Consider the following 25,985-nt stretch of genomic DNA (forward strand, 5'->3'; position numbering starts at 1 on the left):
GGTAAGGGGCAAGACAATGAAGAGTCGCGTTCTCAAGACAGTGCTGGTCGCAGCCTGCGCCCTCGCGCCGCTGGCCGCTGCCACCTCTGGCCCGGCGATGGCCCAGGCTATCGTCAGCCCGGCACAGGATATCGCCCTGTCGATCGGGCGAGGCCAGCTGGTGACGGTACCGGGCAACATGGCAGACATCTTCGTTTCGAACGAGAGTGTCGCCGACGTCCAGGTCAAGTCACAGCGCCAGCTCTACGTCTTCGGCAAGGCCGGCGGCGAGACCACGGTCTACGCCAGCAACGGCGCCGGCGACATCATCTGGTCGGCCAACGTCCGCGTGGGCTCGAACATCGATAGCGTCGACCAGATGCTGACCCTGGCCATGCCGGACGCGAACATCAGCGTCGCCACGATGGGCACCAACACCGTGCTGCTGACCGGAACGGTTGCCGCTCCGGAAGACGCCGCCGAGGCCGAACGCTTGGTAACCGCCTTTATGGGCGACACCACGAACGTGGTCTCGCGCCTGCGCATGGCGACGCCGCTGCAGGTCAACCTGCGCGTTCGCTTCGCGGAAGTGAACCGTTCGCTGGTTCGCGCCCTGGGCGTCAATCTCTCTACCTATGATCCTACAAGCGGCATTCGGTTCGGGGTTACACAGGGCCGCGCTGGTGCGATCCCTCAATGGAATCCCTCCTACATCGACCCAATTACCGGAGCTCGCGTCTTTCCGCCGCTTGCTGTTGGCGGAACTTCGGCCCCGGGCGACACAAGTCTTGTGACACGGAACCCAAACGGCGGGAGCACACTGGGCATTTTCGGCCGCTTCCTCGGCCTCGACATCGGCTCCGCGATCGACCTTGCTGAACAAGACGGCCTGTCGACCACGCTCGCCGAACCGAACCTGACGGCGCTTTCGGGCGAAACCGCGGAATTTCTCGCGGGCGGCGAGTTCCCGATCCCCCTCAGCCAGGGCCTGGGCACGACCACCGTCGAATACAAGAATTACGGCGTGAGCCTGGCTTACACGCCGACGGTACTGGCCAATGGTCGTATCTCGATCCGCGTCCGCCCGGAAGTCTCCGAGCTTACCTCTCAGGGTGCCGTAACCCTTGGCGGTGTCCAGGTTCCGGCGCTAACCGTGCGCCGCGCCGAAACGACCGTCGAACTCGGCTCCGGCCAGAGCTTCATGATTGCCGGCCTGCTGAGCAACAGCTCAAGCAACTTGATCGACAAGGCCCCTGGAGTCGGCGACGTCCCGATCCTCGGCGCCCTGTTCCGTTCGACGAATTTCCAGCGCAAGCAGACCGAACTCGTGATCGTGGTGACGCCGTACTTGGTGCGCCCGGTCGACGACAGTGATATCCGCCTGCCGACCGACGGCTTCCAGGTGCCGGATCCGATCCAGCAGTACCTGCTGTTGAAGGACAACAACGGAGTCACCGGCGGAACCCGTCCAATGCCGCGTGCGGCCGAAGGAGGCGCGGCCCCGCAGGTTGGACAGATCGACCAGGCCACTCCGGACCAGACCGCCGACAACCGTCGCCGAATTGGCGAGGAAACAGCCGGTGCCGAACCGGCTTCGCCCGGCTTCAGCCTCTAAGGGAAAGGTGAACCAGATGACCCTTCGCAAGAACAGCCCGGTCGCCGCGGCACTCGCCCTCTCCCTAGGAGTGGCTCTTTCCGGCTGCGCCACCTCCGACAGCCAGGGGAACCTGTCGCTGAACAGCGTGGCCCAGCCAGTTGTCGAGCGCCAGAACTTCACCATCGACCTCGCGTCGAGCGCCAACGGTCTCTCCTATCCCGAACAGCAGCGGCTCGCCGGCTGGTTCGAAACGATGAACCTCAAGTACGGCGATCGCGTGGCCCTAGACGGATCGGTGGTGAACCAATCTGTGAACGACCAGGTTGCCGCGATCGCCGGCCGCTATGGCATCCTACTCAGCGCAGGTGCCCCGGTGACGGACGGGTTCGTCAATCCGGGCACGGTCCGCGTCGTGGTTTCGCGCACTCGCGCCTACGTCCCCGGCTGCCCTGACTGGACCGACACGGCCCAGGGCAACGGCACTTCGAGCGACTATGGCTGTTCGATCAATTCGAACCTCGCCGCCATGGTCGCCGATCCGGAACACCTTCTGCACGGCGCGACAGGCACCGGTGAAACGGTCGTCATGAGCTCGACCAAAGCCATCGACAGCTATCGTGAGCAGAAGCCCACTGGCGGCCAGCCGCTCGGCGGCGTCAGCACCACTCAAGGAGCCCAATGATGAACTCGCCCTGGAAACCAGGCCCACTGGGCAATCGCGATCCCTTCGCGGCGTTCATCTGCGACGAGAGCGCGCTCGACGTCTTGCGTCCAGTAGTCATCGAAATGGGCTGGCAGCCCGAGAAGTGCAACAAGGGCGGCCTGCGCAACGCGGTCCAGTCCCTGTCGATCTCGGCTAGCCCGGCGATCCTCATGGTCGACCTTTCGGAAAGCGGTGACCCGCTAAACGACATCAACGCCCTGGCAGAGGTTTGCGAACCCGGCACGGTGGTGATCGCCGTTGGGCAGGTCAACGATGTGCGCCTCTATCGCGATCTGCTCGCCAGCGGCATTCACGACTACCTGCTCAAGCCGCTCTCGGCGAGTCAGGTGCGTGACTCGCTTACCCAGGCTCAGGCGGTCTTCATGGCGCCGCGCAACGCCGATGGCGATGGGGTTAAATCCCATGTCTCGACGGCCGTGGTCGGCACGCGTGGCGGCGTCGGTGCCTCCACCCTCGCGACCTCGCTCGCCTGGTTGCTGAGCGCCGATCACAAGCGGCCGACCGCGCTGCTCGATCTCGACGTGCACTTCGGAACCGGCGCGCTCGCGCTCGACCTGGAGCCAGGTCGCGGTCTCACCGATGCGATCGAGAATCCGAGCCGTATCGACGGCCTGTTCATCGAACGCGCCATGATCCGTGCCAACGATCACTTGTCGGTCCTGTCGGCAGAAGCACCAATCAATTCGCCTCTGCTAACTGACGGTGCAGCTTTCGTGCAGCTGGAGGAGGAATTCCGCCAGGCGTTCGAGATGACTGTCATCGACATGCCGCGCAACATGCTGATCAACTTCCCGCATCTGCTGGCGGACGTGAACGTGGTGACCTTGGTCACCGAGATGACCTTGGCATCTGCTCGTGACACCATCCGCATCCTCGCCTGGCTCAAGAGCAACGCGCCGAACGCGCAGCCTCTGATCGTGGCCAACAAGGTTCAGGCGGGCGCGAGCGAGATCAGCCGCAACGATTTCGAAGCGTCGATCGAGCGTAAGGTGAACTACCTGATCCCTTACGATCTCAAGGCCGCGACCAACGCTGCCAAGTTGGGCCAGACATTCGCCGATGCCAATCGCACGGCGAAATCGGGCCAGACGATCCGGGAAATCGCCAAGGCGATTCTCGGGGCGAGCGACGACGATGGTGCCAGCTTGGCCGAAACCACCACCAACATTTCGCTGCTGGGCAAGTTGGATCTCAAGTCGCTGCTGGCCAAGAAGGCAAAGGGCAAATCGTCACGGGAAGCTGAGCTCAGCTAAGTAAGTTAGGGTGCGGGACCTCGCCCGTACTCTGAACTAGCGATCGGACACGCAAGGGCGGAACATGAGCATCATCCAGCTATTGCTAGTGAGCGGCGGCCTCTTCACGGTGATCGTCCTCGCCTATCTGGCCTTTGTCGGGAAATCTCCTGGCAAAGAGGGGCAACGACGCCTCCAGTCTGTCCGCTATCGCCATTCCGAGAACACACTCGACCGCGTCGAATCGCAGTTGAAGAAGGCGATCGCCGCGCGGAAGCCGAAATTCCACAAGATAGCGGGATCTGGCTCTCGCCAGGAAGCGCTCGCCATCCGGCTGCAACGCACTGGCAAGGGCTGGACCGTATCGCAATATCTCTATGGATCGATCGGTCTGGCGCTGACCGTCTTGGTCATCATGTACCTGCGTAGCGGTTCGGCGTTGCTGTCATTGGGCCTCGGTGTGCTGGCCGGCGCTGGCCTGCCCCACCTTGTGGTCAGTCATTTGATCAAGAAGCGCACCAATAACTTCAATGCGAAGTTTCCTGATGGGATCGAGCTGCTTGTACGAGGCCTGCGCTCGGGCCTGCCGGTATCCGAAACGCTTTCGGTGGTCGGACAGGAAGTGTCCGGACCCGTCGGCGAGGAATTTCGGTCTGCGGTGGAACGCATGAAGATCGGCCGCACGATGGAGGACTCCCTCCAGGTAACGGCAGACAAGCTGGGCACTGCGGAGTTCCAGTTCTTCGTGATTACCTTGGCCATCCAACGCGAGACGGGTGGCAACCTGGCGGAGACCTTGAGCAATCTTGCCGACGTGCTGCGAAAACGCGCGCAGATGAAGTTGAAGATCCGCGCGATGAGCTCGGAATCCAAAGCGTCTGCCTACATCGTCGGCGCACTGCCGTTCATCGTCTTCGCCGCCATTTGGTTCATCAATCCCACCTACGCCACGCGGTTCTTCACCGAAGACAGGCTCATTGTGACTGGTCTTGGTGGACTCGTCTGGATGTCGCTCGGGGCATTCATCATGGCCAAGATGGTCAGCTTCGAAATCTGAGCGGGAAACGGACAGACCCATGATCAACCCGGCAACAGGTCCTACCCTCCTCGGAGTCGACGTCATCCTCGTCGGTTCGATACTTGCTGGTATCGCCGCGGCGGCGATGCTGTACGTCATCTACGGTGTCCTGACTGTGCGGGACCCGATGGCCAAGCGTATCAAATCGCTCAACGCTCGCCGCGACGAGTTGAAGTCGGGCCTAACATCTTCGAGCGGTCGCAAGCGTCAAAGCCTGTTGCGCCGGACCGAAACTACCGACCGGGTCAAAGACACGCTTGCGGGCATGAAGGTCCTTCAGGACAGTCAGATCAAGGCGATTCAGCAGCTGCTGGCGCAGGCCGGATACCGCAACAAGGAATTCGCGGTCATCGTCATCTTTGCGCGAATGATCCTGCCGATTGTGCTTGGCTTTATTGGGGTTGTTGCACTCTACTGGATGGACATGTTCCCCGACTGGAGCAGCTTCAAACGCTTCATGGCCTTCGCCTTCCTGGTGCTTGCCGGGTACAAGGGGCCCGAGACCTTTCTCAAGAACAAGGCGAAGAAGCGCACCGACGAGATTCGCAAGGGCCTTCCCGACGCGCTCGACCTGATGGTGATTTGCGCGGAAGCCGGCCTTACAGTCGATACGGCCTTCAACCGCGTCGCCAAGGAACTTGGCCGTGCCTATCCCGAACTGGGGGATGAGTTCGCGCTTACCGCAATTGAACTGTCGTTCCTTACCGAGCGGCGCCAGGCGTTCGAGAATTTCGCGTATCGTGTCGACCTCGACGCCATCAAGGGCGTGGTCACGACAATGATCCAGACGGAACGTTATGGTACGCCGTTGGCTTCGGCGCTCCGCGTGCTTTCAGCGGAGTTCCGTAACGAACGCATGATGCGAGCAGAGGAAAAGGCTGCACGGCTGCCGGCGATCATGACGGTGCCGCTGATCCTGTTCATTCTGCCCGTTCTGTTCATCGCGATCCTTGGGCCGGCTGCCTGCGACATTTCGGACGCATTCAGCGACGGGATCGGCTGAAGAATTGCCCGCTGGGCGAGAGGGGAGCCCCGCGGTTTCGGCCGCGGGGCCTTTTCGTTACTGGACGCCGAAGTTGCCGTTATCGATGTCGTCCGCGTCGAGATCTACGACTTCACCGCGCACACGCTCGAGCAGGCTGCGAAACTGGTCGACTTCCTCGGCCGCGAAATTGGCGAACAGGCGCCGTTCCATTTCCAATGCCAACGGCATTATCTCGTCGCGCATCCTGACCCCAGTTGCCGTGAGCTCAAGCAGATGCGACCGCCCGTCCTGGGCGTTCGGACGCCGCTCGGCCAGTTCCCGCTCTTCCAGGACCTTGCACGCCCGGTTGACCGCAACTTTGTCCATCACCGTAAGGCTGGTCAGTTCTCGCTGTGTCAGCGGGCCGGAATCGCCAAGGACCGCCATCACGCGCCACTCAGGGACACTGAGACCGAAGCGTTGGCGATACTCCAAGGCAATGCGGCCACTCACCGCGTTCGAGGTAATCGACAGCTGGTAAGGCAGGAATTCGCTAAGGGGCGTTTTTTGGTTCATCGGTCCGAATGTGTTCCAGTGAGCGGCGCAATGCAAGCGGTGGAGCGGAGGCGCGCGACATCTAGCGGTGAGAGGCCGGGATGACGAAGCGCGCGGCCACCGCATCAAGCCTCGCCGCAGCGCGGCGGTCCCATAGCTCGGGCGGAGTCACAAAGGCATGGTCCAGCGCTCGGTCGATCGGGCTCGGATCCCGTTCAGGGGGAAGCGTGCGTGCAAGTTGAACAAGGGTCTCCCGCGCGCGCTCCACGTTTTGTTGCATCACGGCAAGAATCGCCGCGACTTCAACCGCCGAACCGTCCTCTTTCCAGGAGTCGAAATCCGTGACCATCGCCAACAGGGCGTAAGGCAACTCGGCTTCGCGAGCCAGCCGGGCTTCGGGCATCGCGGTCATCCCGATCACATCGGCACCCCATTGGCGATACATCCGGCTTTCCGCACGGGTAGAGAATTGCGGCCCCTCGATCGCCACGTAGCAGCCGCCTCGATGGACTCGCGCGCCGGTCGTCTGCGCGGCATCGGCGGCATAGCCCGAAAGGCGGGTACATACCGGATCGGCCAACCCGACATGCGCGACGATTCCAGGCCCGAAGAAGGTCCTCGCCCTCCCCTCGGTCCGGTCGATGAACTGGTCGACAACAACGAAATCGCCGGGCGCCATCTCTTCGCGAAGCGAACCGATCGCCGACAAGGCCAGTACATCCGTCACACCGCAGCGCTTCAGCACGTCGATATTCGCGCGATAGTTTATGTCGGACGGCGCCAGCCGATGGCTTTCGCCGTGACGCGGCAGGAACGTGAAGCGCACGCCTTCGATCAAGCCGGTAGTCACTGGCGCCGACGGGTCTCCGAAAGCGCTGGCGACATTGATCTGCTGCGCCTGGTCGAGCGCGTGGGCGGTGTAGAGACCCGACCCGCCAATGACCCCGATATGCCAGTTCGCCATTAGGGTCCGCCCTCGCCGCTACTTCGGTGGCATTCGGATCGCGCCATCGAGGCGCACCGTCTCGCCATTGAAATACCCGGTTTCGAGCATCGTCATGACGAGGTTTGCATACTCTTCCGGCCGGCCGAGCCGCTTGGGAAACGGCACCGCGGCCGCCAGCGATTGCTGCGCCGCCTCAGGCAAGCCGGCAAGCAAGGGGGTATTGAAGATGCCAGGCAGTATCGTGTTGATGCGGATGCCTTCGGACATGAGGTCGCGCGCAACCGGCAGCGTCATTCCCGCTACAGCTGCCTTCGACGCCGCGTAGGCGACCTGGCCAATCTGTCCGTCCACCGCCGCGACCGAGGCGGTGCAGACCATTACGCCCCGCTCCCCGTCTTCAAGGCCTTCGAGCGTCATCATTCCGGCCGCCGACTTGGCAATGCACTGGAATGTGCCGAGCAAGTTCACCTTGATGGTTTTCATGAACAGTTCGACCGGAAAATGGCTGATCGCGCCGGTCTCCCGGTCACGTCTGGTCGTTTTCCCGATCGTGCCGATACCAGCGCAGGTGACCAGGATCCGCTCTTGCCCATGCGCCTCGCGGGCCTTGGCAAAGCCAGCATCGACAGAGGCTTCGTCGGACACGTCGACCATGCAGTGGATTCCGCCGATCTCTTTGGCGACCTGGCGGCCACGTTCCTCGTTGAGGTCGAACAGGGCGACTTTGGCCCCCTTCGCCGCCAGCGCCCTCGCACTCGCTTCACCGAGGCCCGAGGCACCGCCCGTGACGATTGCGGCAATCGAAGAATCAATTCTCATCGTCCCGGTCCTTCAGCCTTAAAACCAGCCTCGCAAACTTCTCGATCGGCGCCTTAGCGCGCGCCCGAAAACGGTCAAGCATCCTGCCCCCCGCAACCATCAAGCGGTCTCAATCGAAACCTGTTGCGCATTTGTCACAGGACGGAATCGAAAGAGCCACATGAATGTGATTTGAATTGAAACGAGTTCGCCAGTCCAGCACGTCGAAGTCCGGCAATGCAATCTCGTCCAAGTTCGCCACTCAAAAAGGCGGCAGGCAGGAGCGCGTTGCGGGTCAACGTCCGGCACGCCGGATACGATTGGGGACTGATCAGTGAACATCCAAACTTATCTGAAGGGCGCTGTTGCGCCCATCGCAATCGTTGCCGCGTTCATCGGGCAACAGGCTGTTGCGCAAGAAGCCACCGAAGCGGCCAGCGATGACGGCGAAGTCATCATCGTTACCGGTTCGCGCATCCAGACGGCCGTTCCGACGACCGTCGCCCCCGTTCAGGTCCTCAGCGAGGATGTGATCGAGAGCACCGGTGCCATCAACATCCAGGAAACGCTGCTGCGTAACCCGGCTTTCGGCACCCCGACCTTCTCCCGCAACAACTCGGCGTTCAACACCAGCGGTGCTGGTCTTGCGACTGTCGACCTGCGCAACCTCGGCATCGACCGCACCCTGGTGCTGATCGACGGCCGTCGCGTCGTTTCGGGCGTTCCCGGCAGCGCCGCGGTCGACCTCAACATGATCCCGACCCAGATGCTCGAGCGTGTGGAAGTGCTGACCAGCGGTAGCGGTTCGGCCATCTACGGTTCGGACGCGGTGGCCGGCGTCGTCAACTTCATCATGAAGGATGACTTCGAAGGCATCGAACTGACGGGCCAGACCGGCATCACCGAAGTCGGTGACAGCTTCACCGTCGACACCGGCGTCCTCATGGGCGGCAACTTCGACAACGGCCGCGGTAACGCGACCGTGTACTTCGGCTACACGTCGGAAGGTGCCGCGTTCAAGCGTGACCACAAGACCGAATGGGGCCGTTCGAACATCGATAACCGTAGCGCGATCTTCACCGGCGGCGATATCTTCGAAGCTCAGCAGCCGTTCTTCTCGGGCTACAACCCGCAGGGCACCTATTTCTCGGACAACATTGCCTGGACCTACGGTCCCAACGGCGGTCCGCTGCAGCCCTGCACCACCACCAACGGCACGACCTGTGGCGGCGGTGCTGGTACGGGCCCGACCGGCTTCAACCGCACGGCCTACCGCTACCTCGCGGTTCCGGTCGAGCGCTACATGATTAACCTCAACGCGCATTACGACATCACGGACTCGATCACCGGCTTCCTGCAGGGTTCGTTCCAGAGCACGAATGCGGCCTCGAACATCGAGCCGTTCCCGTGGGATACGCTCACCAGCGGCACGCAGTATGCGAACGGCCAGATGCCGATCGAAACGCTCTACAACGGCACGCTCTACCGCAACCCGTACATTCCTGACGCGATCTTCAACGATGCGTCGGACACGGACGGTGACGGCCTGCGCGACATCTTCGTGCAGAAGCGTCTGGCCGACTTCGGCCCGCGCGCTTCGAAGTCGACCCAGAACACCTTCCGCATGGTCGGTGGTCTCCGCGGCGACCTCACTGAAAACTGGTCGTGGGAGGCCTTCGCCAACTACGGTCAGTCGGACGTCACGCAGAGCGGCACCGGTCAGATCAACGTGACCAACTTCCGCTTCTCGCAGCAGATCGTTCCCGATGGTCTCGGCGGCTACATGTGCGCCGATCCGAGTGCGCGGGCGGTTGGCTGCGTTCCGGCGAACGTCTTCGGCCTGAACAGCTTCAGCCCCGAAGCGGTTGCCTACCTCGAAGCTCCGTCGTCCTACCAGGCAGTGCAGAAGCAGACCCAGGTCGGTGGCAACGTCACCGGTTCGATCGGCAGCTTCTGGGGTGCTTCGGACATCGGTGTGACCGTGGGTACGGAATATCGTCGTGAATCTCAGGACTCGCGTTGGGATGCTCTGCAGACCGCCGGTCTCAACGGAGGCAACGCCCTCCCGCCGACCACCGGTTCGTTCGACCTCTACGAGTTCTACGGCGAAACCCTGGTTCCGATCATCAGCGACGGCTTCATCCACGACCTGACGGTCCGCGGTGCAGCTCGTTACTCGCACTACAGCACTGTTGGCGGCACGTTCAGCTGGAACGCCGGCGTAGAACTGGCTCCGATCGAGGACATCCGCTTCCGTGGCATGTACGCGGAAACGGTTCGTGCTCCGAACATCGGCGAACTGTACGAAGGCCTCAGCCAGGACTTCCCGACCGTCCTCGATCCTTGCGAAGGCGTAACTGCCACCAGCACTGGTTCGGTTGATGCCAACTGTCGCGCCAACGCTGGCGTGATGGCGAACATCAACGCCAACGGCGCATTCCTCGTCACCCAAGCCGACCAGCAGGGCGTCACCAGCTTCTCTGGCGGCAACCCAGCGCTGGGCGAAGAAAAGGGCAAGACCTGGACTGCCGGTGTGATCGTCAATCCGCGGTCGATCGATGCTCTGCGTAACCTCACGCTGACTGTCGATTACTTCAACATCAACATCCAGGATGCGATCGTTGAAACCCCGCTGCAGTTCATTGTCGATCAGTGCTACAGCCAGGGTATCCAAAGCTTCTGCGACTTCATCGTGCGTCGTCCGGTCCAGCAGGGTCCGAACAGCGCAGGTTCGCTCGACCAGGTTAACACCGCGTCGACCAACAGCGGTGGCCTGAAGACTTCGGGTATCGACGTCACGATCAACTATGCCCATGACTTCGGTATCGGCAGCCAGGACTTCCAGGCGAACTTCAACCTCGCCTACACGCACCTGCTGACCGGTTCGGTGACCCCGCTGCCGGGTTCGGACCCCGATATCTTCGAGGGTGAAGTTGGTTCGGCTCGTGATCGCTTCACGTTCAACACTGCAGTCGGCACTGACGACTACAGGCTGAGCCTGACCGGAACTTACATCGGTGCTTCGTACATCGATGATCAGTTCGACGGCTACCAGGTCTACAAGCTGCATCCGGAGTTCTACCTGGATGCGCAGGTCCGCTTCTTCGTGAACGAAAAGATGGAATTCTTCGTCGGTGCAGACAACCTGCTCGACAACGATCCGATCTACTTCGGCACGATCCCCGGCTCGACCACGGGCCAGGACAGCGACACCGGTACCTACGATCCGCTCGGCCGCCGCTTCTATGCGGGTGCCAAGCTCACCTTCTAATCCGAACGGACCGACAAAAAAGAAAGGGTGGGACGAAAGTCCCACCCTTTTTTTGTGTCCCGCGCCAAAGGCGGCGGGTCAATCACGCAAACTCTAGATCACTGAAGACGGCGCAGGGTTTCCGATCCTGTCACGCCCTCAATTGTCAGGCGATAACCGCTCAGCATTCCGCGTTTGATGGTCGCGACCTGATCGGGCTTCAGCCAGCGCTGGAGATTGCCATTGCTGGTGATCTGCCACTCATGGCCGTTGTCCAGCTCAATGATCTTGCCCGAGCGACCGTCTCTGACGCTGACGATCTTCGCCGTAACTTCTGCCGCTTCGGCGCGCTCCTCTTGCGGTTTCGCGCTTTCGGCGAGGCCGAAGTTCCGTTCCTGCTCGGCCTGCCGATCGGTCGCCGCCTGCGCCGGGTTAACCGGCGTCGCCACCGGAATCTGATCGTAGCAGTCGAGGCGCTTCTCTCGGTCCGGAATGACGCGGCATTCCTCGACTGTCGGCGCGGCCCAGGCCGCTGCTCCTTGTACGGCCAACACAGCCGCTCCCGTTCCCAGAATCCACCGCTTGGTCATCCAGACGCCTCATGTCTTGCCGGCGCGGAAGTGCCGACTTCCTGGGCACAGCCTAGAGGCATCGCCGCCGCGCTCCAAGCGTGAAGGCCCAGGCGGCGGGGGAGTACTTTGCCGTCAGGCGACGGTGATGTTGAGCACCCCGTCGCCCTCGTCGACCTTGACCGTCGTGCCATCGGGCACCTCGCCCGCGAGCAGCATTTCCGCCAAGGGATCCTGCAGGTATCGCTGCACAGCCCGCTTCAGCGGCCGGGCGCCGTAGACCGGATCGTAACCGACCCTCCCCAGCCAGCGCCGCGCCGCATCGGTCAGTTCGAGCGTGATCTTGCGGTCCTTGAGCAAGCGCTGCACGCGCTCGACCTGGATGTCGACGATCGGCGCCATGTGTTCGGGCGCCAGGCGGTGGAACAGGATGATCTCGTCCAGCCGGTTGAGGAACTCCGGACGGAAATGCGCTCGCACAACTTCCATCACTTGCGGCTCGACGTCCTCGACCTTCTGCCCCTCGTCCAGGTTGGAGAGGTACTGGCTGCCGAGGTTGCTGGTGAGGATGATCAGCGTGTTGGAGAAGTTGACCACCCGGCCCTGACCGTCGGTTAACCGCCCATCATCAAGCACTTGCAGCAAGACGTTGAACACGTCCGGGTGCGCCTTTTCGACTTCGTCGAACAGCACGACCTGATAGGGCCGCCGCCGAACAGCCTCGGTCAGCACGCCGCCTTCCTCGTAGCCGACGTAGCCCGGAGGTGCGCCGATCAGACGCGCGACCGCGTGCTTCTCCATGAACTCGCTCATGTCGATGCGGACCATCGCTGTGTCGTCGTCGAACAGGAATGCGGCGAGCGCCTTGGTGAGTTCGGTCTTGCCGACGCCCGTGGGGCCGAGGAACAGGAAGCTGCCGATCGGCCGGTTGGGGTCCTGCAAGCCAGCTCGCGCGCGGCGCACGGCCTTGGATACGGCCTCGACCGCTTGCTCTTGGCCGATCACCCGCTTGCCGATGACCTCTTCCATCTTGAGCAGCTTCTCGCGCTCGCCCTGCATCATCCTGTCGACGGGCACGCCGGTCCAGCGGCTGACGACCGCGGCGATGTCGTCCTCGGTGACTTCTTCGCGCAGCAAGGCGTTTTCCTGGTGCCCTTGCGCTTCAGCAAGCTGCTTTTCGAGTTCGGGTATCCGCCCGTAGGACAGCTCTCCCGCCCGGCCGAGGTCACCCGTGCGCTGCGCCTGTTCGAGCTCGATCCGAGCCTGGTCGAGCTGCTCCTTGATCTTCGCCCCGGCGTGGATCTTGTCACGCTCGTTCTGCCAGCGCGTGGTCAGTTCCGAGGACTGTTGCTCGAGGTTGGCCAGCTCTTCGCGCAGGGCCGTCAGCCGGTCCTTGGACGCCTGGTCCTTCTCCTTGGCGAGCGCGGTCTCTTCGATCTTGAGCTGGATGATCCGCCGGTCGAGCCCTTCGATCTCCTCGGGCTTGCTCTCCACCTCCATGCGGATGCGGCTGGCGGCTTCGTCCATCAGGTCGATGGCCTTGTCGGGCAGGAAGCGGTCGGAGATGTAGCGGTTGGACAGCTGCGCCGCGGCCACGATCGCGCCATCGGTGATGCGCACGCCGTGATGCAGTTCGTACTTCTCCTTGAGCCCGCGGAGGATCGAGATCGAATCCTCGACGCTCGGCTCGTCGACATAGATGGGCTGGAAGCGGCGTTGCAGCGCGGCGTCCTTCTCGACGTACTTCTGGTACTCGTCGAGCGTGGTCGCCCCGATGCAGTGCAACTCGCCGCGGGCCAGGGCCGGCTTGAGCAGGTTGCCCGCGTCCATCGAACCTTCTGATGCGCCCGCACCGATCAGCGTGTGCATCTCGTCGATGAACAGGATGATGTCGCCCTCGGCGCCCTTGACCTCGTCAAGCACGGCCTTGAGCCGTTCCTCGAACTCGCCCCGGTACTTTGCCCCAGCGATCAGCGAGCCCATGTCGAGGCTCATCAGCTTGCGGCCCTTGAGGCTGTCGGGCACGTCGCCGTTGGCAATGCGCAGCGCGAGGCCTTCGACCACCGCGGTCTTGCCGGTGCCGGGCTCGCCGATCAGGACTGGGTTGTTCTTGGTGCGACGAGCGAGAATCTGGATCGTGCGGCGGATTTCCTCGTCGCGGCCGATCACCGGGTCGAGCTTGCCGTCCCGCGCCGCCTGGGTCAGGTCGCGCGCGTACTTCTTCATCGCGTCGTAGCTTTCCTCGGCCGAGGAGCTGTGCGCCTCGCGTCCACCGGTCGCGTCCTGGATCGCCCGTTCGAGCGCCTTAGGATCGACATGCGCCGCCTTCAGCGCCTGCCCCGCCGCTGTGGTCGTGGCGAGCGAAAGAGCCTGCAGGATGCGCTGGACGGGGACGAAGCTGTCGCCCGCCTTGGTGGCCAATTGCTCGGCCTGGTCGAGGATGCGGACCGTGTCGTTGTCGAGGCCCGGCGTGGACTGCGCACCGGCGCCCGAAACCGCGGGAATCTTGGCCAGCGCTGCATCGACCCCGTCGACCGCAACCCTGGCATCGCCGCCTGCCCGCTGGATCAGTTGCGCGGCCATGCCCTCGCTGTCGTCAAGCAGCGCCTTGAGCAGGTGCTCGGGCGTAATGCGCTGATGGCTCAGGCGAATGGCGACAGTCTGTGCGGCCTGGAGAAAGCCCTTGGCGCGATCGGTGAACTTTTCGAGATTCATGGAAGCCCCTCAAATCCTGTCCGGCCTAAGATGGTTTCGCGGTTGGGCAACGCAAGAGTGGCGGGTGTATTAGTGTCCTATTTCAGTGGATCGTACGTCGACCTGACCTTCGGATAACGGGTTCCTCAAAGCCCAAGTTCCGACAGGCAGGGATGGTCGTCCGGCCGGCGGCCCAGGGGCCAGTGGAATTTGCGTTCGCCCTCAGCAATCGGCAGGTCGTTGATGCTGGCGATCCTCAGGCGCATCAGGCCGTGCTCGTCGAACTCCCAGTTCTCGTTCCCGTATGAGCGAAACCAGGAGCCGCTGTCGTCGCGCCATTCGTATGCGAACCGCACGGCGATGCGGTTGTCGGTGAAGGCCCAGAGCTCCTTGATCAGGCGGTACTCAAGCTCACGCGCCCACTTGCGCTGGAGGAACGCGACGATCTGCGCTCGCCCCTCTACGAACTCGGCCCGGTTCCGCCACTTGCTGTCGGGAGTGTAGGCGAGCGAAACCCGCTCGGGATCGCGGCCGTTCCAGGCATCTTCCGCCATGCGCGCCTTCTGGGCTGCCGTGTCGGCAGTGAACGGCGGTAGCGGCGGACGCGGGGTGATTTCAGCCATGACCTCTCCTTCGAGCGTGAGGAGTTAAGGGACATTGGCCCGCCGTGCCAGCCCTCGAAATGACTGATCGTGGCCCTCTGGTTGGGCGAAGAGCGGATACCGCTCGATCAACCGCCGATTCCGCGGCTGGCACCTTCAGTGCGGCGTGCTATCCATCGCGAATGAAGCCATTCTACCGTCTGCTCACCCTTCCCCTCGCCGTCTCGCTTGCGATTACGGGGCCAGCCGGTGCCCAGGCGCCCGCGACACAAGCCGCACCGCTGTCGCAGCTCGTGGCGGAAGTCGACATTCCGTACGAGACTTTCACGCTCCCCAACGGTCTGACGACGATCGTCCACACCGACCGCAAGAGCCCTGTCGTCGGCGTGACGATCTACTACCGCGTCGGCTCCAAGAACGAACCGCGCGGCCGCACCGGCTTTGCCCACTTGTTCGAACACCTGATGTTCGGCGGCAGCGAGAACGTCGAGAACTTCGACATCCCGCTGGAGGCGGCAGGATCGACCAGCACCAACGGTTCGACCTGGTACGACCGCACCAACTACGTCGAGACCGTGCCGACCGGCGCGCTCGACCTGGCGCTGTTCATGGAAAGCGACCGCATGGGCCACCTGCTCGGCGCGGTTACGCAGGACAAGCTCGATAAGCAGCGCGGCGTGGTCCAGAACGAGAAGCGCCAGGGCGACAACCAGCCCTATGGCCTAGTCGACTACAAGATCGGCGACGCGCTGTTCCCTGTCGGCCACCCCTATCGCCACTCGACCATTGGCTCGATGGCCGATCTCGATGCCGCGAGCCTGACCGACGTGCGCCAGTGGTTCACCGACAACTACGCGCCCAACAACGTCGTGCTGGTGCTGGCCGGAGACATCGACGCCGCCACCGCCCGGCCGATGGTCGAACGCTGGTTCGGCGACATCCCGCGCGGCCCCGAAATCAGCCAGGTGGCTGCCGAGCCCGTCACCCTGGCCGCTCCGGTGCGCGAAGAAATGGCCGATCAAATTCCGGTCACGCGCCTTTATCGCACCTGGGCCGGTCCTTCGTGGACCGATCCCGATGCCGTGCCGCTCGCAGTCGGCCTCCACGTCCTCGGCGGACTTGCGAGCTCGCGGCTCGACAACGTGCTGGTGCGAGATGAACAACTGGCGGTGAGCGTAAGCGCCGGTGCCCAGCAGTTCGAGAAGTTGAGCTTCCTCCAGGCAACCATGGACATCAAGCCAGGCGTCGATCCCGCCAAGGCCGAGGCGCGCTTCGACCAGGTCATCGCGGAACTCCTCGCGAAAGGTCCGACGGAGGATGAACTCAAGCGCGCGGCGACGCAGCTGGTCTCGTCGCAGATCGGCCTGCTCGAACAGGTCGGTGGCTTCTCGGGCAAGGGCGCAACGCTGGCGGAGGGCCTGATCTACGCCGGCGATCCGGCGAACTACAAAAAGGAAATGACCGAACTCGCCTCGCTGACGCCGACCCAGGTCCAGGCAGCGCTGCAGCGCTGGCTGTCCCGCCCGGCCTACACGCTCTCGATCGTTCCAGGCGACCGGACCGAAGACGGCGCGACCATGGGCGGCTGGGGTGACGAAGGCACCGTGGCTCCGCCCGCACCCGACGCCAAGGCTCCCGCCCCGGCGCTCGCCGAGGGGCCAAAGCGCGATTATCCGCCGGTAGCTCCGGTCGGTGCGCTGACTTTCCCGCAAGTCGAGCACGCCCGCCTGTCCAACGGCATCGAAGTCACTCTCGCTCGCCGCACGGCCATTCCCAAAGTCTCGCTCGCCATGTCGTTCGATGCCGGTGAGGCTGCAGACGGCGGCGCGCGCGCGGGCACGCAGACGCTGATGATGGAGCTGCTCAAGGAAGGCACCAAGACCCGTACCGCGCTCGACATCGCGGTCGCGCAGGAACGGCTCGGCGCCTCGATCGGCAGCGGTGCTTCGACCGATGACAGCATGGTCTCGCTCACCGCGCTGACGGCCAATCTCCTGCCTTCGCTCGAACTGATGGCCGACATCGTGCGCAACCCGGCCTTCGAACCGGCCGAAGTCGCGCGGGTGAAGGACCAGCGCCTGGCCGAGATCGCCCAGGAGCAGGCCGATCCTTCGAGCCTCGCCCAACGCGCGCTCGGGCCGCTGATCTATGGCGACGCGCATCCCTATGGATCGGTCGGTGGGACCGGAAAGGCCTCGGTCATCGAAGCGCTGACTTCGGCGGACCTGCGTGCCGAACACAACAAGTGGCTGCGCCCCGATACGGCGCGCATCACCGTCGTTGGCGACGTGACGATGGCGGAACTGGTGCCGGCTCTCGAAACGGCGTTCGGCGACTGGAAGGCTCCCGCGTCAGCCAAGCCGGTCAAGAACCTTGCCGCCGCCACGCCGACCGCCCAGCGCAAGCTGGTCGTGATCGACCGGCCAAACTCGCCGCAGTCGGTCCTGCTCCTCGCCCGCGTGCTGCCGCTCGAAGGAACGCAGCAGGGCATGGAAGCGCTCGACCTCGCCAACGAAGTGATCGGTGACGGCTTCCTTTCGCGCCTCAACATGAACCTGCGTGAAGAGAAGAGCTGGACTTACGGCATTCGCAGCGGGATCACCGGCGTGACCGGACCGGTGGCGCTGACGGTGTTCACCCCGGTGCAGTCCGACCGGACCGCGGATTCAATCCGCCTGATCCTCGACGATATGAGCGCCTTCGCCACCAGCAAGGGCGTCGACGCAACCGAGCTGCAGCGCGTGACCGAAGGCAACGTGCGCGGGCTTCCCAACCGCTACCAGACCAACAGCCAGGTCCTGAACGCACTGCTTGGCAACCAGCAGTTCGACCGCCCGGACAACTATCAGGCGCAGTTGCCCGACATCTACCGGGCGATCGACGCTGGGAAGATCGACACGGCGGCGAGGCAGTACCTCTCGCCTGACGACCTCGTCATCATCGTGGTGGGTGACCGCGAGCACATCGACAGCCAGCTGGCCGGCCTGGGGATGCCGATCCAGTACCTGAAGGCTGAGGATCTCTAGAGCTTGCCGCGCAGCGCCTGATAGGCCGCCACTGCCACGGTGTTAGAGAGATTGAGCGAGCGGATGTGCTGCGAGCGCATCGGCAGGCGGAACAGGCGATCCGCCAGCGGCTCAGCGATCGTCTCCGGCAAGCCCTTGGTTTCCCGACCAAACACCAGGTAGGCGTCGTCCGGGTACTCAGGCTCCTGGAATGAACGCGCGCCGAATTCCTCGAACAGGAAAAGCTGGTCGCGGCGGGGGGCGCGTTCCGTGATGAACTCGTCCCAGCTGGCGAACTGGCTCAGGCGCACGTGCTGCCAGTAGTCGAGCCCCGACCGACGCACCTGCTTGTCGGTGATTTCAAAGCCCAGCGGATGGATGAGCACCAGTTCGAGGTCGAGCGCCACGCAAGTCCGCCCGACCGCGCCGGTGTTGTGGGGGATCTCGGGTTGGACGAGGACGATGGAAAGCGACATCCGCTCCCTCTGCTCTGGTGCTGGCGTCGTGGCTAGAGGGATCATACGGGATTGCCCCTCCGTCACGCCCCTCCGGGGCGCGACACCTCCCCGAGACAAGCTCGGGGAGGATTGAGAAATGCCGAGCTTAGATCCTCCCCGAGCTCGCTCGGAGAGGGGGACCATCCGCGCAGCGGATGGGTGGAGGGGCTCCTCACAACAGGGAACGCTAGCCGCAAGCGTCGGTTCATCCGGTATCGCTTAACTGGAGGGCACCGAATGCATCGCAGCTATTCAGCCATGTTGCTGGCCATTGGCCTCGCCGCCTGTTCAACGTCCTCCGGCGGCGGCGGTTCGACAGCTGGCCACGTCACGCTGGAAGGCACCGTTGCCTATCGCGAACGCATCGCCCTGGTCCCGGATGCAGTCATCACTGTGCAGATCCGCGACGTCAGCCTGCAGGATGCGCCCTCGGTCACTATCGCTTCGACGGAGTTCAAATCCGAAGGGCGCCAGGTGCCGATCCCATTCTCGCTGAAATACGATCCGGCGAAGATCGAGCCAAGGCGGACCTACTCGGTCTTCGCGCGTATCGATGACTCCGGCGGCCGGATGCTGTGGATCACCGACACACACAATCCGCTGCCGCCGCCGGGGCAGTCGATTGCACTGAACCTGGTGAGCGCTAACCGGTAAGGCCGAGGCCTACCCCAGCTTAGCCTTCAGCACCTCGTTGACCATCTGCGGGTTACCCTTGCCCTGCATGGCTTTCATCGTCTGGCCGACGAAGAAGCCGAACAGAGCTTCCTTGCCCGCGCGGTACTGCTCGACCTTGTCGCCATTGTCGGCGAGGACCTTGTCGACCGCGGCTTCGATAGCGCCGCTGTCGCTTTCCTGCTTGAGCCCTTCGCGCTCGACGATCGCGGTAGCGCCGTCGCCGGTCTCGAGCATCTTTTCGAGCACCTGCTTGGCGATCGAACCCGAGATCGTGCCCTTGCCGATCAGCGCCAGCAGCTCCGCCGCCTGGGCATAATTGACGGGGCTGTCTTCCAGTTCGTGACCAGCCTTGTTCAGCGCGCCGAAGAACTCCGAGATCAGCCAGTTGGCCGCCTGCTTGGCAACCTCGGCAGGCTGCTTGCCCTGCGCGGTCGCGGTCTCGAGCAATAGCGCCTCGAACCAGCGGGCAGTCTCGACCTCAGCGGTCAGGACGTGCGCGTTGTAGGCGCTCAGCCCCAGCTGCTCGACATAACGCGTCCACTTGGCGTCTGGCAGTTCCGGCAAGCTGTTGCGGCATTCGTCGAGGAACGCGTCGTCCAGCTCCAGCGGCAGCAGGTCGGGATCGGGGAAGTAGCGGTAATCGTGCGCGTCTTCCTTGCTGCGCATCGAACGCGTGGTGCCGGTGCCCGGATCGAACAGGCGGGTTTCCTGGACCACTTTGCCGCCGTCCTCGATCAGGTCGACCTGGCGGCGTGCCTCGTGCTCGATCGTCTGCATGACGAAGCGCACCGAGTTGACGTTCTTGGTCTCGGTCCGCGTGCCGAACTCGTCGCCCGGCTTGCGCACCGAGACGTTGACGTCGGCGCGCATGGAGCCTTCTTCCATGTTGCCATCGCAGCTGCCGACATAGCGCAGGATCGAACGCAGCTTGCGGACGTAGGCCCCCGCCTCTGCCGGCGAGCGCATATCCGGCCGGCTGACGATCTCCATCAGCGCCACGCCCGAGCGGTTGAGGTCGACATAGGACATCGTCGGGTGCTGGTCGTGCATGAGCTTGCCCGCGTCCTGTTCGACGTGGATGCGCTCGATGCCGATGCGCTTGTCAGCGGGGATGCCTGCCTTTTCGTCGGCCTCGACCACCAGCGAGCCTTCGCCAACCAGCGGGTGGTAGAGCTGGCTGATCTGGTAGCCCTGCGGCAAGTCGGCGTAGAAGTAGTTCTTGCGGTCGAACCGGCTCCACTTGTTGATCTGCGCGTCGATCGCCATGCCGGTGCGCACCGCCTGGCGGATGCACTCCCGGTTCGGCACTGGCAGCATTCCCGGCATCGCTGCGTCGACCAGGCTGACTTGCGCGTTGGGCTCGGCCCCGAACTCGGTCGCCGCGCCGGAGAAGAGCTTGGCCTTGCTGGTAACCTGGGCGTGGACCTCGAGGCCGATCACGACCTCCCAGTCACCGGTGGCGCCACGAATGCGATAAGTGGATTCAGTCATGCCCCAGCCGATAATGCGCCATTCCCAAGTAGGAAAGCGTTAGATGCGCCTGATGTGGATGGGCGTGCGATCTTGCGGACCGCGCCGGCTTCGCTAGGCTGTCGGGATACAAGACAAGGGGGGGCCGACGATGGTTGGAATGGCAATCCTGCAGCCGGTGGTGGCGCTGGCCGCCTGGACCATGGTGATGTGGTTGTGGATGTACGCCACGCGTATCCCCGCGCTCATGGCCGCCAAGGTCGATCCTGACGATCTGGTGCGCGATCCGAGCAAGTCGCTCGACGCCGTGCTGCCGGCGCAAGTGCAGTGGAAAGCGCATAACTACAACCACCTGCATGAAGCGCCGACCGTGTTCTACGCGGTGGCGATAGTGCTGGCGATCGTGGGCGCGGGCGACGGGCTGAACGCCCTGCTCGGCTGGGCCTATGTGGCCCTGCGGGTGGTGCACTCGCTAGTGCAGGCGACGGTCAACAAGGTGACGGTGCGCTTCGTGATCTTCGTGCTGTCGAGCCTGGTGTTGATCGCCCTGATCGTGCACGCCGCGATGGCGGTGTTTTAAGCCGGGACGGCGCCTTGTTCAGCCCGAGCGTCGGCCCACCGCTTCGCCTGGCGCCGTGACCACTGGCGAGCCGGCTCTTCGAGATAGCGCCAGCTGTAGTTCGACATCACCAGCACCAGCGCCACGAGGCCGATCGTCACGAATGTCTCCGCCGTGTCGCCCAGTTCCATGGTGAGAAGGCCAAAACTGTTCGACGGGCTGCCGATCAGGTCCTGCCTGCCGAACGCTTCGAGCACCATCGGCATGGCCCGGTTGAGCGGCCGGAGCAGCAGCATGTGGGTCATGTAGATCGAGTAGGATAGCGTCCCGATCCACACCAAGGGGCCGAGCTGCAGCCACCGGCTCACCCAGCCGCGGTCGCGAGCGAAGACCAGCACCGTGGCGGCGAACAGCGGATAGGATGCGATCGTGGTGAAGCGGCCGAAGGGCATCTCGACGAGCAGCCAGGTCACCGCGGCGATCAGGGCCAGTTCCAGGGCCGTGACCGACGCCACGTCGATCCGCCAATTCCACCGGCGGTGAACCGCAAAGCACAGGACGCCGAGCGAGAAGCCCAGCACACCGCGCTGGAGGAGGATGCCAAAGCCGGTGTGGTTCCAGCCCGTCGCCATCGCGAGCAGCGCTGCGGTAGCCCCGGCAACCGCGATCGCCAGGCCGGTTCGGCCGAGGCTGAACAGGACGGCGGCGGCAAGGTAAAGCATGACCTCGACCGAGATCGACCAGCTGACCGGCGCGTAGAAATTTCCAGTATGCTCGGCGAAACCATCGAGCAGCAGGAACCCGCGCCAGAAATAGAACACGTCATGGTTCTGGTGCAGCACCAGGCGCACGAACAGCACCTCGAACGCCAGGAAGGCCAGCACCGTCGCCGCATGGAGCGGCACAACACGCCCGAGCCGCAAGAGCATGAACCGCGTACGTGAGAACCCTCCGGCGAGCCTGTCGCCATAGCTGGCGGCGATCACGAAGCCCGAGAGGACGAAGAAGAAATCGACCATCAGCCAGGCGTGGCGGAACACCTCAAGGCTCGCGATGAGGCCGAAGGCGCCCATGTGGAACACCACGACCATAACGGCCGCGAGTCCGCGCAGGGAGTCGAGCGCGATGAAGCGCTCGCCCTGATGCTGGCCGGGGGTGTGGGTCGGGGTGGTTACCACCACTTCTCCGGTTTAGCGGTGAACCCGGCGCGCTGCTCGATCGCGAGGCCGGCGTTGAGCACGCCCTGCTCGTCGAACGCCTTGCCGATGATCTGCAGCCCGAGCGGCAGGCCGTCGGAGTTGAGTCCGGCAGGCACCGACATTGCCGGCAGGCCGGCCAGGCTGGCGGGGACCGAGAACACGTCGTTCAGATACATCGCCAGCGGATCGTCGACCTTGTCGCCCAGCGGGAAGGCCGCGGTCGGGGTGGTCGGGGCGAGGATCACGTCGCAGTCCGCCCAGGCCCGCTCGAAGTCGCGCGCTATCAAGGTGCGGACCTTCTGCGCCTGGGTGTAGTAGGCGTCGTAGAACCCGGCCGAGAGCACGTAAGTCCCGATCAGGATGCGGCGCTTGACCTCGTCGCCGAAGCCGGCGGCGCGGGTGGCGGCGTACATGTCCTGCAGGTTGGCGCCGTCGGGCAGCTCGCGCAGGCCGTAGCGCACGCCGTCATAGCGGGCGAGGTTGCTCGAAGCTTCGGCGGGGGCGACGATGTAGTACGTCGGAAGCGCGTACTTGGTGTGCGGCAGGCTGACGTCCACGACTTCGGCACCGGCGTCCTTGAGCCAGGCGATGCCCTGGTCCCACGACTTGAGGATTTCCTCGTCGGTGCCATCCATCCGGTATTCGCGCGGAATGCCGACCTTCTTGCCCTTGAGGTTGGCGTCGAGCGAGGCGGCCCATTCGGGCACCGGCATGTCGAGGCTGGTCGAATCCTTGGGATCGAACCCGGCCATCGTCTCGAGCATGATCGCGCAGTCGGTGACATCGCGCGCCATCGGGCCGGCCTGGTCGAGCGAGCTGGCGAAGGCGACGATGCCCCAGCGGCTGCAGCGGCCGTAAGTCGGCTTGATGCCGGAAATGCCGGTGAAGGCGGCGGGCTGGCGGATCGAGCCGCCGGTGTCGGTGCCGGTCGCCGCCGGGCACAGCCGCGCCGCGACCGCCGAGCTGCTGCCGCCCGAGGAACCGCCCGGCGCGAGCGCCGCGTTGCCGCCATCGTTGCGGCGCCAGGGGCTGATGACGTTGCCGAAGTAGCTGGTCTCGTTCGACGAACCCATCGCGAACTGGTCGAGGTTGAGTTTGCCGAGCATGCCCGCGCCCGCATCCCACAGCTTCTGGCTGACGGTGCTTTCGTACTCGGGCTTGAAGCCTTCGAGGATGTGGCTCGCCGCGGTGGTCTGCACGCCGTCGGTGGCGAACAAGTCCTTCATACCGATCGGCACGCCGGCCATCTTGCCGAGCGGCTTGCCCGCGGCGCGGTCGGCATCGACCTTGTCCGCGGCTTCGAGCGCCTTTTCGGGCGTCGTCACGATGAACGCGTTGAGCTGGCTGGCCGCGGCGACATTGGCGTTGAACGCCTCTGCCGCTTCGCGCGCGGTGAATTCGCCCGAGGCGACACCGTCGCGGATCGCCGCGACGCCGAGTTCGGTGATCTCAGTCATTATTCGATCACCTTCGGCACGCCAAAAAATCCATGTTCAGGCGCCGGCGCATTGGCCAGCACCTCTTCCCGCACGCCGCCGCCGGTGAGCGGGTCGGCATCGACCACGTCATCGCGCAAGCGCAGCTTCTGCGGGATCACCGCAGTCATCGGTTCGACGCCGGAACAGTCGACCTCGCCGAGCTGTTCGACCCACTCAAGGATCCCATTCAATTCGGGCACCATCCGGTCGAGCTCCTGCTCGCCCATGCGGATGCGCGCCAGGGAGGCGATTTTCGCCACGGTTTCGCGTGTGACAGACATTGCCGCGCGTTAGCGGGGTGGAGGGCTGCCTTCAAGCGGCGCGGTGGTTATTCTATCGGGTTGCCGAGGCGCTTTCCGTCAATAAACAGATACCGTTCCGTTACGGGGCGGACTTCCATCTGCGAATTGTTGCGTAGGGGGACGGACTGAACGCGACGATCCGGAGCCTTCACCGCAGGTTTGCCGTCTTCGATCAGCAAGGTCAAATATCCGTAAAGCTCAGCCCCCTCGAGGAGCGCGACACGCCTAACTCCGTCAGCGCTGCGTCCGAGGTCGACAGCCACGCAGCCTTCTCGACACCAATATTGGTCGGTCTTCAAATAGTCGAGGACGAGACGGCGCAACTCGGCGTCTTCGGGCTGCATCCTCAGTTCGATTTCGTTGTCGGTCCGGATGGAGTGATCATAACCGGGATAAGTTCGCTCCGCCTGAGCCAAAGCGAGTTGCGCCCGTTCGGCAATGTCGGCGTTGCTGTCCTTTACCAGGCGTTGCAGCGCCCGTTTCCCCGGCTCGCCGAAGTCCCAACGCAGGGCCGCAAAGTCGAACTTCGCAGGCTTCACTCGTCCGTTCTCCAGACGCGCGACCTGGCTCCGCGTCGAAATCGCCCCGAAGTCGAGGATCGGCAGTGCCAGCAACACCGCTAACCCGCATACGAACAGACCGAAGTGGAAAGTTGCCGAGCGCATTTGCGTCGCCCAGCCCGTCCTCCGCCCCCGTATGAGCGCCACCCAGTAGCCAACACCGCAAACACAAGCGACGACGATGGCGACGAGCCCCCACAGGCGCTCGGGAGCGAGGCCGTACTGGTTGAGGCGTTGGCCCATCGAGAACGCGGCGAATACCGCCAGCGGCAGGATCACCGCGGCGAGGACCAGCCCTGCGATACGCATCACCCGCGAGCGGGTCATCGCCTCGTCGTCCTGGCGCGCTATCGCGTTCGCCAGCACGAAGGAACCCGCCGCGCAAGCGAGCAGGAGCGGCGTAGCGCTACGGGTAGCGTCCCACAGCACTTGCGGGCCGGAGACGGCGGTAGCGAGCAGGAACACTACCAGACCCACCGCCAGCGGCACCGCCAGGAGCGAAGCCACCAGCAGCACGACCGTCTGCATCGTCGCCAGCACCTTGAGCTGGTTGCGGATAGTGCCGAGAGCGGCGCCGGCGGCGAGGCCGGAGAAGGTCCAGCCGAACCACGCCTGGTCCATCAGGTTATGCAGAAGATCGATCTTGAGCAGGCGGAATAGCTCCGAGATCAACGCAAGCACGACCCACGACAGCCCAGTGAACGCGAGCGCGCCCGCAGCGCTGATCACGTCGGTCCAGACATGGCCGTAGATCTCGCGGTAAGGCGTCTTCAGTCGCCGGCGGTGGAAGTCTGCCTGGAACAGCGGGAGAGCGAGAGCTGTCGCCACCACACCCGCCGCGAAGCCGTATTGCTCATCCGGGAGGTATTCGCCGTAGCGCACCGCCCGCCACGTCAGCCCTGCCATGACGAGACCGACCCCTACCGAGAAGATCGCCGGCTCCTTCCAGCGCTCTCGCTCAAGCGTAAAGCCGGCGGCGATCGGGCCGAAGAACAAGAACGCCGCCAGCGCCATGCGCCAGGCAACTTGCTCACTATCCTTTGTGGCGAAGTGGATCAGCAGGCCGGCAAGGCCCAGCAGCGCCGCGAGGATCCACGGGCGCAGCGGCCAGTCGTGCGGCGAAGTTTGATCCGTGGTTCCGGAAACGTCGACGTGATCGCCTGACGCAGTCTGTTCGGTCATTCCGCCCCCTCCTCATCGAGAAGCCGTTAATGACCCCAAACCCCGCGAATTGCATGAGCAATTCGTGAGG

General features: G+C 63.8%; 21 protein-coding genes. 9 read left to right on the forward strand and 12 right to left on the reverse strand.

Annotated elements, in window-relative coordinates; all coding sequences use genetic code 11:
• The first annotated feature begins 16 nt into the window (after positions 1-16).
• From ASD76_RS10190 to ASD76_RS10210, 5 genes are all read left to right on the forward strand, one after another.
• On the forward strand, positions 17-1,594 hold the full coding sequence (locus ASD76_RS10190) for a type II and III secretion system protein family protein (RefSeq protein ID WP_082553793.1): 1,578 nt from the start codon (positions 17-19) through the stop codon (positions 1,592-1,594).
• A gap of 16 nt (positions 1,595-1,610) precedes the next feature.
• Positions 1,611-2,258 carry a CpaD family pilus assembly protein gene (locus tag ASD76_RS10195; RefSeq protein ID WP_055922062.1) on the forward strand — a complete coding sequence of 216 codons (648 nt, stop codon included), beginning with the start codon at positions 1,611-1,613 and terminating at the stop codon, positions 2,256-2,258.
• Entirely contained in the window at positions 2,258-3,553 is a 1,296-nt protein-coding gene (locus ASD76_RS10200; protein WP_055922065.1) for a pilus assembly protein CpaE, read from the forward strand. The genes ASD76_RS10195 and ASD76_RS10200 overlap by 1 nt, the downstream gene beginning before the upstream one ends.
• 64 nt (positions 3,554-3,617) lie before the next feature.
• Positions 3,618-4,589, forward strand: a complete 972-nt coding sequence (locus ASD76_RS10205; RefSeq protein ID WP_055922069.1) for a type II secretion system F family protein — start codon at positions 3,618-3,620, stop codon at positions 4,587-4,589.
• 19 nt (positions 4,590-4,608) lie between these two features.
• Positions 4,609-5,613, forward strand: coding sequence for a type II secretion system F family protein (locus ASD76_RS10210; protein ID WP_055922073.1), 1,005 nt, complete (start codon positions 4,609-4,611; stop codon positions 5,611-5,613).
• Positions 5,614-5,670: 57 nt separating this feature from the next.
• Here ASD76_RS10210 and ASD76_RS10215 read toward each other — a convergent pair whose 3' ends face one another.
• The 3 genes from ASD76_RS10215 to ASD76_RS10225 form a co-directional block, all read right to left on the reverse strand.
• A complete protein-coding gene (locus tag ASD76_RS10215; protein ID WP_055922076.1) occupies positions 5,671-6,150 on the reverse strand; it encodes a MarR family winged helix-turn-helix transcriptional regulator in 480 nt (159 codons plus the stop codon).
• A 61-nt stretch (positions 6,151-6,211) separates the two neighbouring features.
• Positions 6,212-7,093: an S-methyl-5'-thioadenosine phosphorylase gene (mtnP, locus tag ASD76_RS10220; protein WP_055922079.1), complete on the reverse strand. Its 882-nt coding sequence runs from the start codon at positions 7,091-7,093 to the stop codon at positions 6,212-6,214.
• A gap of 18 nt (positions 7,094-7,111) precedes the next feature.
• Complete coding sequence (locus ASD76_RS10225; protein WP_055922083.1) at positions 7,112-7,894, reverse strand: SDR family NAD(P)-dependent oxidoreductase; 783 nt, start codon at positions 7,892-7,894, stop codon at positions 7,112-7,114.
• Between the two features lie 313 nt (positions 7,895-8,207).
• Between ASD76_RS10225 and ASD76_RS10230 the strand changes: the two genes are divergently transcribed.
• A complete protein-coding gene (locus ASD76_RS10230) occupies positions 8,208-11,144 on the forward strand; it encodes a TonB-dependent receptor domain-containing protein (protein ID WP_055922086.1) in 2,937 nt (978 codons plus the stop codon).
• A 98-nt stretch (positions 11,145-11,242) separates the two neighbouring features.
• Here ASD76_RS10230 and ASD76_RS10235 read toward each other — a convergent pair whose 3' ends face one another.
• The 3 genes from ASD76_RS10235 to ASD76_RS10245 form a co-directional block, all read right to left on the reverse strand.
• Positions 11,243-11,674: a hypothetical protein gene (locus tag ASD76_RS10235; RefSeq protein ID WP_156457637.1), complete on the reverse strand. Its 432-nt coding sequence runs from the start codon at positions 11,672-11,674 to the stop codon at positions 11,243-11,245.
• A gap of 153 nt (positions 11,675-11,827) precedes the next feature.
• Complete coding sequence (gene clpB, locus ASD76_RS10240) at positions 11,828-14,407, reverse strand: ATP-dependent chaperone ClpB (RefSeq protein ID WP_055922092.1); 2,580 nt, start codon at positions 14,405-14,407, stop codon at positions 11,828-11,830.
• A 125-nt stretch (positions 14,408-14,532) separates the two neighbouring features.
• The gene (locus tag ASD76_RS10245) at positions 14,533-15,009 is read right to left on the reverse strand and encodes a DUF1348 family protein (protein WP_055922095.1); all 477 of its coding nucleotides are present in this window, start codon (positions 15,007-15,009) and stop codon (positions 14,533-14,535) included.
• 161 nt (positions 15,010-15,170) lie between these two features.
• On the opposite strand from ASD76_RS10245, the gene ASD76_RS10250 reads away from it, so the two are divergent.
• Entirely contained in the window at positions 15,171-18,014 is a 2,844-nt protein-coding gene (locus ASD76_RS10250; RefSeq protein ID WP_055922099.1) for a M16 family metallopeptidase, read from the forward strand.
• Here ASD76_RS10250 and ASD76_RS10255 read toward each other — a convergent pair.
• Positions 18,011-18,469, reverse strand: a complete 459-nt coding sequence (locus tag ASD76_RS10255; RefSeq protein WP_055922103.1) for a tRNA (cytidine(34)-2'-O)-methyltransferase — start codon at positions 18,467-18,469, stop codon at positions 18,011-18,013. The genes ASD76_RS10250 and ASD76_RS10255 overlap by 4 nt on opposite strands.
• Before the next feature lie 258 nt (positions 18,470-18,727).
• Between ASD76_RS10255 and ASD76_RS10260 the strand changes: the two genes are divergently transcribed.
• Positions 18,728-19,144, forward strand: coding sequence for a YbaY family lipoprotein (locus tag ASD76_RS10260; protein WP_055922106.1), 417 nt, complete (start codon positions 18,728-18,730; stop codon positions 19,142-19,144).
• A gap of 9 nt (positions 19,145-19,153) precedes the next feature.
• Here ASD76_RS10260 and gatB read toward each other — a convergent pair whose 3' ends face one another.
• Positions 19,154-20,656 carry an Asp-tRNA(Asn)/Glu-tRNA(Gln) amidotransferase subunit GatB gene (gene gatB / locus ASD76_RS10265; RefSeq protein ID WP_055922109.1) on the reverse strand — a complete coding sequence of 501 codons (1,503 nt, stop codon included), beginning with the start codon at positions 20,654-20,656 and terminating at the stop codon, positions 19,154-19,156.
• Between the two features lie 130 nt (positions 20,657-20,786).
• Between gatB and ASD76_RS10270 the strand changes: the two genes are divergently transcribed.
• Complete coding sequence (locus tag ASD76_RS10270) at positions 20,787-21,215, forward strand: MAPEG family protein (protein WP_055922112.1); 429 nt, start codon at positions 20,787-20,789, stop codon at positions 21,213-21,215.
• Here the strand turns inward: ASD76_RS10270 and ASD76_RS10275 are convergent.
• Genes ASD76_RS10275 through ASD76_RS10290 form a run of 4 tightly spaced genes read right to left on the reverse strand, consistent with a single transcriptional unit; the run spans position 21,212 to position 25,915 of the window.
• Complete coding sequence (locus ASD76_RS10275; RefSeq protein WP_156457638.1) at positions 21,212-22,372, reverse strand: acyltransferase family protein; 1,161 nt, start codon at positions 22,370-22,372, stop codon at positions 21,212-21,214. The genes ASD76_RS10270 and ASD76_RS10275 overlap by 4 nt on opposite strands.
• Positions 22,366-23,850: an Asp-tRNA(Asn)/Glu-tRNA(Gln) amidotransferase subunit GatA gene (gene gatA, locus ASD76_RS10280; RefSeq protein ID WP_055922118.1), complete on the reverse strand. Its 1,485-nt coding sequence runs from the start codon at positions 23,848-23,850 to the stop codon at positions 22,366-22,368. Before gatA ends, ASD76_RS10275 begins: the two co-directional genes overlap by 7 nt.
• Positions 23,850-24,152, reverse strand: a complete 303-nt coding sequence (gene gatC / locus ASD76_RS10285; protein ID WP_055922120.1) for an Asp-tRNA(Asn)/Glu-tRNA(Gln) amidotransferase subunit GatC — start codon at positions 24,150-24,152, stop codon at positions 23,850-23,852. Before gatC ends, gatA begins: the two co-directional genes overlap by 1 nt.
• Before the next feature lie 47 nt (positions 24,153-24,199).
• The gene (locus ASD76_RS10290) at positions 24,200-25,915 is read right to left on the reverse strand and encodes a DUF4153 domain-containing protein (RefSeq protein WP_055922123.1); all 1,716 of its coding nucleotides are present in this window, start codon (positions 25,913-25,915) and stop codon (positions 24,200-24,202) included.
• Positions 25,916-25,985 lie beyond the last annotated feature (70 nt).

It is taken from the genome of Altererythrobacter sp. Root672 (assembly GCF_001427865.1).
Taxonomy (GTDB): Bacteria; Pseudomonadota; Alphaproteobacteria; order Sphingomonadales; family Sphingomonadaceae; genus Croceibacterium_A.

Excerpts from the sequence above, each read along its gene's own strand:
- ASD76_RS10190 (WP_082553793.1), top strand. The coding sequence starts at position 17 with ATGAAGAGTCGCGTTCTCAAGACAGTGCTGGTCGCAGCCTGCGCCCTC.
- ASD76_RS10195 (WP_055922062.1), top strand. The coding sequence starts at position 1,611 with ATGACCCTTCGCAAGAACAGCCCGGTCGCCGCGGCACTCGCCCTCTCC.
- ASD76_RS10200 (WP_055922065.1), top strand. The coding sequence starts at position 2,258 with ATGAACTCGCCCTGGAAACCAGGCCCACTGGGCAATCGCGATCCCTTC.
- ASD76_RS10205 (WP_055922069.1), top strand. The coding sequence starts at position 3,618 with ATGAGCATCATCCAGCTATTGCTAGTGAGCGGCGGCCTCTTCACGGTG.
- ASD76_RS10210 (WP_055922073.1), top strand. The coding sequence starts at position 4,609 with ATGATCAACCCGGCAACAGGTCCTACCCTCCTCGGAGTCGACGTCATC.
- ASD76_RS10215 (WP_055922076.1), bottom strand. The coding sequence starts at position 6,150 with ATGAACCAAAAAACGCCCCTTAGCGAATTCCTGCCTTACCAGCTGTCG.
- mtnP (WP_055922079.1), bottom strand. The coding sequence starts at position 7,093 with ATGGCGAACTGGCATATCGGGGTCATTGGCGGGTCGGGTCTCTACACC.
- ASD76_RS10225 (WP_055922083.1), bottom strand. The coding sequence starts at position 7,894 with ATGAGAATTGATTCTTCGATTGCCGCAATCGTCACGGGCGGTGCCTCG.
- clpB (WP_055922092.1), bottom strand. The coding sequence starts at position 14,407 with ATGAATCTCGAAAAGTTCACCGATCGCGCCAAGGGCTTTCTCCAGGCC.
- ASD76_RS10245 (WP_055922095.1), bottom strand. The coding sequence starts at position 15,009 with ATGGCTGAAATCACCCCGCGTCCGCCGCTACCGCCGTTCACTGCCGAC.
- ASD76_RS10250 (WP_055922099.1), top strand. The coding sequence starts at position 15,171 with ATGAAGCCATTCTACCGTCTGCTCACCCTTCCCCTCGCCGTCTCGCTT.
- ASD76_RS10255 (WP_055922103.1), bottom strand. The coding sequence starts at position 18,469 with ATGTCGCTTTCCATCGTCCTCGTCCAACCCGAGATCCCCCACAACACC.
- ASD76_RS10260 (WP_055922106.1), top strand. The coding sequence starts at position 18,728 with ATGCATCGCAGCTATTCAGCCATGTTGCTGGCCATTGGCCTCGCCGCC.
- gatB (WP_055922109.1), bottom strand. The coding sequence starts at position 20,656 with ATGACTGAATCCACTTATCGCATTCGTGGCGCCACCGGTGACTGGGAG.
- ASD76_RS10270 (WP_055922112.1), top strand. The coding sequence starts at position 20,787 with ATGGTTGGAATGGCAATCCTGCAGCCGGTGGTGGCGCTGGCCGCCTGG.
- gatA (WP_055922118.1), bottom strand. The coding sequence starts at position 23,850 with ATGACTGAGATCACCGAACTCGGCGTCGCGGCGATCCGCGACGGTGTC.
- gatC (WP_055922120.1), bottom strand. The coding sequence starts at position 24,152 with ATGTCTGTCACACGCGAAACCGTGGCGAAAATCGCCTCCCTGGCGCGC.
- ASD76_RS10290 (WP_055922123.1), bottom strand. The coding sequence starts at position 25,915 with ATGACCGAACAGACTGCGTCAGGCGATCACGTCGACGTTTCCGGAACC.